At 43.4% G+C, this 12,379-nt stretch carries 13 protein-coding genes; 7 read left to right on the top strand and 6 right to left on the bottom strand.

From position 1 onward, the window contains the following. Positions 1–12: 12 nt before the first annotated feature. Positions 13–2,043: a M1 family metallopeptidase gene (locus M3180_RS19475; RefSeq protein WP_251670625.1), complete on the bottom strand. Its 2,031-nt coding sequence runs from the start codon at positions 2,041–2,043 to the stop codon at positions 13–15. A 620-nt stretch (positions 2,044–2,663) separates the two neighbouring features. On the opposite strand from M3180_RS19475, the gene M3180_RS19470 reads away from it, so the two are divergent. The 7 genes from M3180_RS19470 (at position 2,664) to M3180_RS19440 (ending at position 7,726) form a co-directional block, all read left to right on the top strand. Continuing rightward, the gene (locus tag M3180_RS19470; protein ID WP_251670697.1) at positions 2,664–3,188 is read left to right on the top strand and encodes a YwhD family protein; all 525 of its coding nucleotides are present in this window, start codon (positions 2,664–2,666) and stop codon (positions 3,186–3,188) included. A gap of 124 nt (positions 3,189–3,312) precedes the next feature. Further along, complete coding sequence (locus tag M3180_RS19465) at positions 3,313–3,894, top strand: RNA polymerase sigma factor (protein ID WP_251670624.1); 582 nt, start codon at positions 3,313–3,315, stop codon at positions 3,892–3,894. After that, entirely contained in the window at positions 3,891–4,355 is a 465-nt protein-coding gene (locus tag M3180_RS19460; RefSeq protein WP_251670623.1) for a hypothetical protein, read from the top strand. Before M3180_RS19465 ends, M3180_RS19460 begins: the two co-directional genes overlap by 4 nt. Before the next feature lie 36 nt (positions 4,356–4,391). Continuing rightward, positions 4,392–5,510, top strand: coding sequence for a hypothetical protein (locus M3180_RS19455; protein ID WP_251670622.1), 1,119 nt, complete (start codon positions 4,392–4,394; stop codon positions 5,508–5,510). Then, on the top strand, positions 5,510–6,199 hold the full coding sequence (locus M3180_RS19450; RefSeq protein ID WP_251670621.1) for a YidH family protein: 690 nt from the start codon (positions 5,510–5,512) through the stop codon (positions 6,197–6,199). Before M3180_RS19455 ends, M3180_RS19450 begins: the two co-directional genes overlap by 1 nt. A gap of 164 nt (positions 6,200–6,363) precedes the next feature. Continuing rightward, on the top strand, positions 6,364–7,110 hold the full coding sequence (locus M3180_RS19445; RefSeq protein ID WP_251670620.1) for a spermidine synthase: 747 nt from the start codon (positions 6,364–6,366) through the stop codon (positions 7,108–7,110). A 49-nt stretch (positions 7,111–7,159) separates the two neighbouring features. Next, positions 7,160–7,726, top strand: coding sequence for a hypothetical protein (locus M3180_RS19440; protein ID WP_251670619.1), 567 nt, complete (start codon positions 7,160–7,162; stop codon positions 7,724–7,726). A 139-nt stretch (positions 7,727–7,865) separates the two neighbouring features. Here the strand turns inward: M3180_RS19440 and cyoD are convergent, their stop codons facing one another. From cyoD to M3180_RS19415, 5 genes are all read right to left on the bottom strand, one after another. Then, a complete protein-coding gene (cyoD, locus tag M3180_RS19435; protein ID WP_251670617.1) occupies positions 7,866–8,195 on the bottom strand; it encodes a cytochrome o ubiquinol oxidase subunit IV in 330 nt (109 codons plus the stop codon). Between the two features lies 1 nt (position 8,196). Beyond that, entirely contained in the window at positions 8,197–8,796 is a 600-nt protein-coding gene (locus M3180_RS19430; protein WP_251670616.1) for a cytochrome (ubi)quinol oxidase subunit III, read from the bottom strand. Beyond that, positions 8,796–10,790: a cbb3-type cytochrome c oxidase subunit I gene (locus M3180_RS19425; protein ID WP_251670614.1), complete on the bottom strand. Its 1,995-nt coding sequence runs from the start codon at positions 10,788–10,790 to the stop codon at positions 8,796–8,798. Before M3180_RS19425 ends, M3180_RS19430 begins: the two co-directional genes overlap by 1 nt. Before the next feature lie 29 nt (positions 10,791–10,819). Further along, positions 10,820–11,743 carry a ubiquinol oxidase subunit II gene (gene cyoA, locus M3180_RS19420; protein ID WP_251670612.1) on the bottom strand — a complete coding sequence of 308 codons (924 nt, stop codon included), beginning with the start codon at positions 11,741–11,743 and terminating at the stop codon, positions 10,820–10,822. A gap of 242 nt (positions 11,744–11,985) precedes the next feature. Further along, entirely contained in the window at positions 11,986–12,273 is a 288-nt protein-coding gene (locus M3180_RS19415) for a hypothetical protein (protein WP_251670611.1), read from the bottom strand. Positions 12,274–12,379 lie beyond the last annotated feature (106 nt).

Below are 12,379 nucleotides of genomic sequence, written 5' to 3'. Positions count from 1 at the left end.
CATATTCCTCCTCTACCAGCTCAACAAACGCAGCAGTGAATCAAGCAGCGAGGTTGCTGTAATAGCTACAGCTTTTCGCTCTGGTTCAGGCAGCTCTGCACGCATAAAGTTGTTGTTAAGCCTCGTATCGAGTTTATTGCTTTGGTCTGGATCAAGCTTGATCCAGGATAACGGTACCTCAGATCGTTCTACGAAATGTAAATTCGCTTCATCACCGATCTCCCATTCCTTCCGCACGATTGCCCCATCCTCATATACAAGTTCAATAGGCACAATTCGCTTTACTGCACTGTTTTGACTGAGCAAAATGGTGTATTCATAGATGTCCTTATTCATTTCTTGTAATTTACGCTTGTCTATTTTTGTGATGACGAGGTCGTTCGTTTCGTTAGCGTACACGTAAGAATCAAAATAGCTTTGCCACGATCGCTTCGTGACTTGCTCAAGCACTTCTTGAAACTGAGCGGTAGTAGGATGCTTGAACTGATACGATTGGAAATAGCTGCGCATAACTTTGGTCATTAGCTCGCTCCCTAATAGCTGCTCTAAGTCAAGCAAGAGAAGCTTACCACGCAAATATACATTTTCAGCATAATGCGAATGATTGTCATATGACCAAGCGTTGAGCTTTAAAGGTGCAGGTGCTGTAATATAGCTTGCTTCAATGCGGTGGTCTGATTTTACACCATATACGTACTCCATCACTTTTTCCTCTGTATATGAGGCAAAGGCTTCATCAAGCCACGCTTCTTCAAATTCATTATTAGCGATGATGCCATACCAGTACTGATGTGCAATCTCATGAATGACCGTGCGTTCCAGCTCATATCCAGGGTTTTCGTTGTCTGCTGCAAGTGCCGTTACGAGTGTAGGGTATTCCATACCACCTGCTCCAGATGCACCTTTTGGCGGTACGACAATCGATAAGGTGCTATATGGATATGTGCCGTAATTTTTACCGAAATACGAAAGTGCTGACTTGGCTGCATGGAGATAGCGCTCGGACAACGCATCATGCTCCTTATCTACATAGAGCTTTAATTTAACTCCAGGTACTCCAGCTCCGGAGTAGGATGCTTCATGTGTAATAAAGTCAGGCGATGCTGAAAAGGCGAAATCATGCACATCCTCGGCATAAAAGGAAACCATTTTTCTGCCTTGTCCAAGTTTTGTTACCTTCGTCTGCATGCCGGTACCTGCAACGACATAATGCTCAGGCACATGAACTTTGACGCTATATACACCGAAATTACTGTAAAACTCTGAGTTGCCATGGTACTGGTGAACATTCCAGCCTTCTCGCTTACCTGAGGTGTTTTCAGTCTCATACACGGCTACCTTCGGAAACCATTGTCCAGCCATAATGAATTCACCTGCATAGCCCATGCGAGCAAATACTTCAGGTAGCTTTACCTCGAATTTGAGTCGTAACGTTACATCTTCTCCAGGTGCAACTGGTTCAAGTAATCGGAATGTCGCTACCGTATAGTCTTCATGATTACCGTCATCAGGTGATACAAATTTTAGACGAGGAAGCAGGCTTTCTCCTTCCATTGATTCGAGGCTTGTCAGGTTAATATAGCCTTCACTGTTCGCAGTAGCTTGGTCTGAACGAAGCTTTCCTCCAGATTCTTGCATAAAGGTCGTTTGGGGAGACTTAAATGCATTGGCGTACAAATGCAGATACAGATCCTGAACCTGCTGCTTACCAGGGTTACGCCATGTGATCACTTGATCTCCTTCTAGCACGTTTAGCTCCTCATTCAAGTTAACCTGAATGTGATAATTAACAATACGATCGCTTAGCGCTGGTTGTGGCGCGATATTGCCAACATCACTATTAATAGGCAGTGAAGTGAGAGGCTTGTTCTCTTTTGAATCATTCATGATTGCGCTTGAGGTCATTACATTCATTGCTGCAGGCGATCCTGCATACGTATAACCTGATTGCCATGCATGCTGAAATTGATACGGCCAAGTAGCAAACAAGAATACGACGATAAGTAAGCCAAGTAGTAGTAGTTTGTATGGCTTTTCAGACATCCTACGATTCCCTCCCGTTGACAAGCATCTACAGCATGTATATGTTGGCTTTTCCGATAATATTAGCTAAAATAGAATTATTGTTTAAGATGAGGTCAAAAAGCTTGGCTTTGATGACGATGAAGTGTTTCATAGCATATTCGACGTCGATCATAGCATTCATCGGGAGCCTGTGGTGCTCACGTACAAAATACGTACGCTGCGCTCCTCGTTCCCTAGCTTCACGCTATGCTCTCGGTCCTGAAAGCCAAACCTTTTGAACTTTTATTGGAAGATGAGGTCAAAAAGCTTGGCTTTGATGACGATGTACTGTTTTATAGCGCATTCGACGTCGATCATAGCATTCATCGGGAGCCTGTGGTGCTCACGTACATAATGACGTACGCTGTGCTCCTCGTTCCCTAGCTTCATGCTATGCTCTCGGTCCTGAAAGCCAAACCTTTTGAACTTTTATTGGAAGATGAGGTCAAAAAGCTTGGCTTTGATGACGATGTAGTGTTTCATAGCATATTCGACGTCGAGCATAGCATTCATCGGGAGCCAATCTTTTGAACGATTATAGTAACGAGGTCTCAAAGCTTTTATTGAATAAAGACTTCTATTGGAAGGGTGTGAGCAAAGTGACAGAGGATACAAATCAATCCCCACAACCAGAGAAAAAGGAAAAAAGATCATTAACGCTCAACGTTGTGAGCAATAAGAAACATAGAGGTTTCGGTGCTGGTTCTATCGATCTTAGCGATGTAGCATGTGTCATTATTGATGAAGGTGTCGCTTACCTAGATGTAGGAGCGATGCATGCTAAAAGCAAAATCGAACGTGGTATTAAATTCACTCCGAATAAAGAAGATACACCGAACGGTCGTCCATGCTGGGTTGTTTGGGTAGCTGTTGAACGATCAGAGGAAGGGGCTTATTATGCTGGTGCTACCTCCTGTGAGATGCTGATTGACAGTGAAGCAAGACGTGGATGGAAAATTCTTGCCGATCATGTGAATCGATTGGATGCTGCGATTAAGCGTCGCTATATGCTTGATAATATTGGCCCTATCGAAAAAGCAGCACTCCGCAAGCTGCTGATGGAGCATAATCTGGAATGGTGGGAGCATTCCCCAGAGGAGCTTAAAACGTTACTCGCTGACTAATGTTAATCATTAATCTTCTTGTGTGAAAAGAAGCTGTAGCACGCAGCTGCTTAGAGCACGAGAAGATTTTTTTATTTTTTTACGAAATGCGCAGTGGTCACTGTGTTGAGATTCGTCTATTCATGTGGAGAGGAGGGAGAGCGAGATTACTGAGCAGGAATGGATCAACAAAATCTATACAGGTGGTGCTGCAGCCTATAAGGATTTTGTAAAGGCATATTACGAGCATGTATATCGAACAGCCTATGCGGTGCTCCATCATCATCAGGATGCAGAAGACGTAACACAGGAAGTGTTCGTTCAAATTTATCGCGCTCTCCCCGAATACCGTAATCAAGGGCTAAAGACTTGGATCACGCGCATAACGGTAAATCGCGCGATTGATATGCGTCGAAAGCTCGCACGGCAGAAGGTGACGGTCGCACAGGATGAGCAATGGATAGAAGATCATGCACAGCAAGCGGATTCTACTATACTCTCTACGGAGCAAGCCATCATGCTGCAGGAGCGCAAGGTCTTCATTCAGGAAGAGCTGGACCGCATGCCGGAGCATTATAAGGATGTCATTCATTCGTTTTATATTGATGAGAAATCATATGAGGAAATAGCAAGTGAGCTTCAACTTGAGAAGAAATCAGTCGAATCAAGATTATACCGCGCGAGATTATGGCTAAAACGGCATTGGCGAAGGGAGGACTTTGAATGAAGGAAGAAAAACTGCATATTACAGATCTAGAAATGCAAGGGTATGTACAAAACAAGCTGTCACAGGTGGATCGTCAGCGTGTGGAGCTCGAAATTCAGCTATGCGATGCTTGTCTTGAACGGTTTATTCATTGGACGAGTGTCGAGGTGCCACAATATCTCCCTTCGGCTGAACAGGCTGCCGAGCATATCCTATTTGCCATTGAGGCTGAACAAAAACCGAAGAAACATAGATGGATTCAACGTCCGCTAGCTCAAGTTGCTGTCGCTGCATCTATAACCGTGCTACTAGTCGGCACTGGGGTTATAGGTGCCATCTCAAGCTCTATGGTTCAGCTGGAGCAAGGTATAGAGCAGCCACTTACTGAACAGTCGGATCAAGTCCTCATACCGCAATCCGAGCGATGGCTTGATAAAGCGACTCAATGGCTACATCAAATACAGGAACGTAGATTTGAATAATTCTACATTCTATAAATAGATAGGAGAGTGAATAGGTTGGAGGCAAAAAGTCCGTTAGTTGCGTTTTTACTGTCGTTTATACCTGGAGTCGGACATTTGTATATTGGACGCATCATCCGTTTTTTATTTTACGCGGGGGGTTTTTTTGGGCCACTCGGGTTCATGTTCTTGTTATTAATAACCGATGGTAACGTTTACGGCAATGACATCGCTGTAGGTTTAGTTATTTCCTTTATATTCGCTTGCTTGAATATGCTCGATATGATCATTACGATCGCCAATGGAAAGCATCGCGCATTTCAACCACAGGCTGTCGTACAGAATGGAATTGTAATCGAACCTGATCCGTTGCACGTCGTTGAGCAGCAGGAAAAAACAAAGATGATGATGCTGTCTATACTGCCGGGTCTTGGACATATGTATATGGGGTTGATGCAGCGCGGAATTACACTGATGATTACGTTTATTGGTGGCTTTGGCGTCGTATTATTTGTTGCTACAGTCCTTAGAACACCAAGTATATTAGTGCTGTGGCTGGCACTGCCGATTATTTGGATCTACAGCATGTTCGACGCGATGTCGTTGTTAGCTCGCAAGCAAAGAGGCGAGCTGCTTGAGGATCAGTCATTGTTCGCACATGTAGAAGAGCATCTAGCGAGCGGCAAGAAAAATCGAGCAACTGCAATGATCCTATCGATTTTCCCTGGTGCAGGTCATTTATATCTTGGCTTGCAGCAACGAGGCTTGCAGCTAATGGGATTATTTTTAATCAGTATATTTGTAATGGATCAGCTTCGCTTAACATTGTTTCTATTCTTACTTCCACTGCTATGGTGCTTTGCATTCTTCGACGTGATGGTTCAGCTAAGAAAGCTAAGCGAGCATGGATTGCAGGATGAGCCGTTTGTAGCCTCCTTTATGCCATATCAACGCTGGATTGGTGCAGGGTTGCTGCTCGTAGGTATTTACTATTTACTTGATCGAATCGCACAGCAGGTGATTCAACCTAGATTTCATGAGCTGTGGAGACAATATGTTGAGTTTAAGTATATGATTCCGACGATCGTCATTGCATTTATCCTAATACTGCTTGGCATTAAGCTGTTATTTGGTACCAATGCATCGAACAAAGAGCGCTATAGGAGGGAGGACTAATGGAACAGGTGGTGACATCCATGTCGAATGGACTGCAGGAGAAGGCTAGAGATGATCATAGAATATGGAGAATAGGAACCTATTCTATGGGATTAACCTTGATTGGTATTGGTGTAGCTTTTTCTGCTTCCCTATGGCAAACTACATCTGCTTATCAGCTGCTACTGTGGCTGGCGCCGGTCGTCTTTATTATGCTTGGTATTGAGCTAATCGTCGTGCACTCTGAACGCTTTTTGAAGAAATATAAGCTTCAGTATAACTGGGTGGCGGTGTGGTTTGTTGGCTGTATTGGTGCAGGAGCACTCATGCTTGCTGCGCTAATGTCGAGTGGGCTGTTAGGGGAAGTCAATGAAGCCTTTCATGTGAAGGAGAGACATGCTTTTATTGAAGAAAGTGTCCAGCTCCCTGAGCAGCATATTGAAAAGATCGTGATAAAAGGCTCACTTAGCTACGAGCTTGAGCAACAAGCAGGACTTCAGGATATCACATTGCTTGGCACTGTACGGTATGAAGCAGAGAAGCCTGTACCGCTGACCGAACAGAAGCTGCTTCGAACAAGTCAGGTAGGCGAGGTGCTGTATGTGTTTATACAGCCGCTTGAATATGAAAGCAATCGCTTTGCCAATTCCGGGATTAGAAGTCAGCTTGTATTGAATGTGCCAGAGCATATCGTAGTTGTGGAAGCATAAGATCGGGAAGATATCATGCAAATTTCACATACAAATAATGAAGTGACTCAAAGCTGAAGTTATGGCCTAGAGTTGCTTCTTTTTTTCGTTAAGGCGAAGTTGTACTTTTTGAGCCTTCATTTATAATAACTTTATAAGACGTACATACAGGGAAGGAAGCTATCATGAATATACTAGCTTCTCACGGAGCAGCAGATGAACGGGTACTTGTATATGAAACAAATACGCTGTTTGACGAAAAAGGAAGCTTTCGTGTGCTGCAATTTGCCGATGATGCGGTGCAGGGGGCGATAGATTTACAGCAGCCAGACCGTATCCTCTTTGAATATCCTCGAGCATTGATTCATCTGATAGAGCATAACAGTACAAAAGAAAATAACGGCGGCGACGATATTTTTATTATTGGTCATGGTATCGGTACCTTATCGAGCTATTTCGCTGACAGCAACTGCGTGACTGCAGAGATCAGTGAAACAGTAGTGCAGCTAAGTCAGCAGCACTTTGGCTGGAAGGGGAGTCCTATATTGATTGGTGATGGACGATTGCTGCTAGAGCAGGAGCAGCGCCTTTTTGATTGTATTGTATTAGATGCCTTTACTAGCAAAGGTAATCCTCAGCATTTGTCAACGGTGCAGTTTTTTGATATGGCACGAGCGAAGCTTAAGCGTCAAGGCACATTACTAATTAATGTAACAAATAAAGGGAAGCTAGATGTTAGAAGCAATGCAATCTATAACACATTGCAGGTTGTCTTTCCGCATACGTATGCTTTTACACTGCAAGCTGCAGAGGAACGTGATATTCGCAACAGCATACTGATTGGCAGTAACCATCCGATTCGTTATCGCCTACGCAGCATGGCAGGATTCGCACCCTATCATCCTGAATCAGGGTATGTGATGTACGATTAGCTATTAGTCTTCTACAAAATAGATGATATGAATATGAAGGGAGACGAACATGATGAAATCAGATATTACTGCTATTATCGAAATACTTGACCAAAGAACAGAGCCAGTATCACTTTTCCCAAGCAAAACGTGGAATCCTTCATTGAAGCCAAGAATTGAAGCGCTAAACGAATGGGGAAGCAGTACAGAAATAATAACCATCATCGCTGCTCTTCATCTGCGCAACGAAAGCTTAAGCCTATCTCATTCCTATGCTCAGCAGATCGAGCACGATATGACAGGAGCTTACTGGCACGGCATTATGCATCGAATGGAATCCGACTACTCTAACGCGAGATACTGGTTCTGGCAAGCCTCCCGTCACCCCGTTATGCAGCAGGTTCAGCAGCGTGTATCCGAGTGGCTCCAGCAGCATTGGCGAGGGCAGGTTAATGAACTACGCAGCAATACGATATTGCAATCCTTTCAACATGGAGGCTGGAGCAGTGAGCAATTTATTGAGGTAGTGAAGCTAAGTTCAACGCTTGATGATGAATCTAAACAGCTTCTAACGATGATTCAAGCGATAGAGATGGATGCTTTGTTCCAATACTCGCTAGAGGCGTTAAGTACATAACAGAGTAAGACGACGATATCAATGAATATATGTAATATGAAAAAAAAGCTCCCCTGATGTAGCAGGATATGAACAATCCTGACTAACGTAGGGGAGCTTTTTAATGGAGTGAATTCTCCATCCGTTATAATGAGTTCGCTTATACAGCAACCTGGTTGTAAGTCATAATCCAGATTGATCCGATCACGATTGTCAACAGAAGCAATATAGCAAAAATCAATGAAATAGAGTTGTAGCGCGGCTTATCCTCTTCGCGAATATGCATGAAGAATAGAAGCTGTACTAGAAACTGTAGCACTGCGGTTACGAGAATAATAACAATCGTCGTGCTCTTGTTAAACATATCGTTCATGACCGCAACGAGCGGAATGATCGTTAGAACAATGGATAACACAAAACCGATAATATACGATTTTAGTGAACCATGTGTATGGCCTGTTTCTTCATGTGAATGGTTTTGAGATGCCATACTACATCACCTCCATAAGGTAGACGATGGAAAAGACGAAGATCCACACTGCATCCAAGAAGTGCCAATACAAGCTAATAATGTTGACCTTACGCTTCGTCACCGGTGTAATGCCGCGTCTTGCGATTTGGAAAATAATCGCCGTCATCCATACGATACCAATAGATACGTGGAGACCATGCGTACCTACAAGTGTAAAGAATGCTGACCAATAAGCACTTGTGCCGATGTTAGCACCCTCATGAACAAGATGAATAAATTCATTTACTTCAAGGTAGATAAAGGATAAGCCGAGCAATGCGGAAACAGCTAGCCATAGAATAAGTCCTTTTTTATCTCCTTTATTCATGGATAGCAGCGCCAATCCACTTGTAAAGCTACTTGTTAATAGGATGAACGTAGAAACAATAATCCCGTTCATTTCGATAAGCTCGGCACCAATTGGTCCACTTGCTGTATTGCCGCGCAATACAACGAATGTGGCAAACAATGTTGCGAACAATATAACGTCAGTAATCATGAAGAGCCAGAAGCCAAATTGCTTTAGCGACTCTTGATCGTGATGACCATGATCATGTGAATGAGCATTTGCTTGTGACATTAATTAGCCCCCCTTGCAGCAGCGGCTTCAATACGTTCGATTTCATCAGCCTGTACATAGTAGTCATCGTTGTAATTGAAGGAACGTGCAAGCATAGATACGGCAACGCCGACTAGACCTAGTACAACCATCCATGTCCAGTCCCATACAAAGCCGAAACCTGCGATGAACCAGAAGCCGGACATAATAATTGGGATGCCCGAGTTTTTAGGCATATGAATCGGTTCAAGAGGTGCATTATCTGCAGCGATAACCTCAGCTGGATCTGCTTCGCCTCTCTCACGACGTTGTTGTTTTTCCCACCAGTCATCTTGTGCAACGACTTTTGGAGTACGTGCAAAGTTGTAGAATGGCGCAGGAGAAGGAATAGACCACTCAAGTGTACGTCCTTGGCCCCAGTTGTCGCCAGTGTTTTCTTTCTTCATAAAGCGAATGCTGTGCGCGATTTGCCATACTTGGAAGATAAATGCGATACCCATTAGGAAAGCACCGATCGTTGAAACAACGTTAAGCGGCTGCCAGCCCATATCGAAATTATACTCATTAAAGCGACGAGTCATACCCATTAGACCAAGTGCGTATTGCGGCATGAAGCACACATAGAAACCGATATTCCAGAACCAGAATGCCCATTTGCCTAAGCCTTCATGCAGCTTGAAGCCGAACATTTTTGGCCACCAGTAGTAAAGACCTGCAAAGTAACCGAAGACTACACCACCGATTAGTACTTGGTGGAAGTGAGCGATCAAGAAGTAGCTGTTATGGAACTGGAAGTCAGCAGGTGCTACGGAAAGCATAACCCCTGTCATACCACCCACGACGAAACACGGAATAAATGCGACTGCCCACATCATAGGTGTAGGGAAGGATAGCTTACCGCGATACATCGTAAACAGCCAGTTAAACACTTTAACCCCGGTAGGGATTGCGATAATCATCGTTGTAACCGCGAAGAACGCATTAACGTTTGCTCCAGAACCCATTGTGAAGAAGTGATGGGCCCAAGTAAAGAAGGAGAAGAAGCTAATGGACATTAGAGCGAATACCATGGACTTGTAACCAAAGATTTTCTTTTTCGAGAAGGTTGCAACAACCTCTGAGAAAATACCGAATGCAGGCAAGACGACAATATATACCTCTGGGTGACCCCACATCCAGATCAAGTTAAGATACATCATTGGGTTACCGCCGGCGTCAACTGTAAAGAAGTGTGCGCCAACATAGCGGTCTAAGAACAATAGGAATAATGTAACTGTAAGAATTGGGAATGCGAACATAATGGTTACGGATGAAGCAAGAACAGACCAAGAGAACATTGGCATTTTCATTAGCTTCATGCCAGGTGCACGCATTTTAAGAATCGTTACGACAAAGTTGATACCGGACGCTAGGGAACCTACACCGGATATCTGAATACCCCAAATATAGAAATCCTGTCCTACCCCAGGGCTACCTGTAAGTTCAGATAATGGTGGATATGCTAGCCAACCAGCGTCTGGTGAACCACCAATAACGAAGGAAAGGTTGAACAGCATTGCACCTGCGAAGAACATCCAGAAGCTGAATGAGTTTAGGAATGGGAACGCAACGTCGCGCGCACCGATTTGCAATGGAACGATAATATTGAACAAACCGAACATTAATGGCATCGCCATAAATAGAATCATAATAACGCCGTGCGTAGTGAAGATCTGATTGTAGTGATCTGCGTGCAAGAACTCTAGCTCAGGTGCTGCGAGCTGAACACGCATCAATAATGCGTCAACGCCACCACGGAAAAGCATCAGGATAGAACAGATGATATACATAATACCAATCTTTTTATGATCGACAGAAGTTAACCATTCTGACCATAGCCAACGCCATTTTTTGAAGTACGTCAGTACGAATACGATGGCAACCATCGCCAAAGCAATCGATACTTGAGCACCCAGAATCATTGGGTCGCCCGTGACGAAAAACTCCGATGCAAACTCTTTAATCGTTTCAAACATCGAATTTGAGCTCCTTTCCTTATCTCCAATTAGTGATGCTGATGCTCAGAAGCTTCAGCGTCTTCGGATGTTGTAACATGGTGTGCATGCGCACCTTTTTCGCCTTCTTCAACGTACTGCATCATAATGTCATAGAATACGTTGTCTGGGAAGCTGGAGAATTGAGCAACCTCATGTGTACCCTTCTCTTTCAACTTAACTACGTCTTCTTCCGTTAGGGCAGCTTCAGTAGACTTCACATCTTTAACCCATGCATCGAATTCCTCTTGAGAGGTTACGTTAGCAGTGAAGGTCATTTGTGCAAAGTGCTCACCAGTAAAGTTGGCGCCTGAGCCGTAATAGCTGCCTTCCTCATCTGCTAGAAGATGTAGTGTCATGGCCATTCCGCTCATTGTATATAATTGACCACCTAAACTAGGAATCCAGAATGAGTTCATTGCCATATCTGATGTCAGCTTGAAACGAACGGGTGTATCGACAGGCATTTGAACATAGTTAATCGTTGCAACACCTTGTTCAGGATAAGTGAACAACCATTTCCAGTCGAGTGAAGTGACTTGAATTTCGATAGGCTCCTTATCCGATTGAATAGCTGTTGATGGCTCTAGCTTATACGTATAGTTAACCGTAACAATTGCTAGAATGATGATTGCGATAATTGGAATACCCCACCACGTGAGCTCCAATTTAGTGCTGTGCTCCCAATTAGGCTTATAGGAAGCTTTGCTGTTAGGGCGTTCTCTGTACCGCCACACAATGACTGCTGTAATAATAAAAACAGGTATCGCAATCGCAGTACATATCGCCACTGTAATTAGGATCAAGTCCTTTTGAGCTGAGGCGATTGGACCTTTAGGATCTAGTACTAAGTATTTTTCGTTGCTACATCCGGTCAAGATTAGTAACAATGTGACACTTAGCATAGCCGACAGCTTTCGAAAAACAGGTCTCATGAAAGTTTCACTCCTTGAATTATTTAACTTACGTCTTAAGATAACAAATAATCGATAAAAAGACTCTATGGTTTGCGATTCCGTAAATAATTCGTCTTATATTCGTCAAAGATCTTTCACTTGATCGACATAACATATACTTATCTTTGTAAAACAGTGGTAAAAGGCAAAAAAATAAGGAAGCAAGGCATCCTCGACTACCGAAGACGCGTTGCTTCCTTATTTAAAGGTTACGAAATGAATTAGTTGGATTTTACATCACTTTGCGATGCTTGATGTGAGGCACGCTTGTGCACAAGGGCGATTGCAGTGCCTATTACGTAAATGTGAACGCTGCCTACTAGGAAACCAATACCGATCATTAGTCCCCAATTGCGATCATTAAACTCTGTAATATTAGCCAAACACAATACAACACCAATGCCTAATACGAGCCAGGCAATGATCGTCATAATTTTGACGAGCTTCGATGCATCAGGTTGTTCTGTCATTACGTTACGTATATTCATTGATTTTGTGTTGGAATTCATACCAATCACACTCCTTAGTAAGGATGTAAAGGTTTACTTAGTCTTAATATATCACAAAGTCGTCACATTGTTCAAATACTTTTCACATTTTAATCAAAATTTGGAC

It is taken from the genome of Paenibacillus camelliae (genome assembly GCF_023715345.1).
Lineage (GTDB): Bacteria > Bacillota > Bacilli > Paenibacillales > Paenibacillaceae > Pristimantibacillus > Pristimantibacillus camelliae.
Note: the sequence above shows the minus strand (reverse complement) of the source record. Positions and strands in the feature narration are given on the sequence as shown.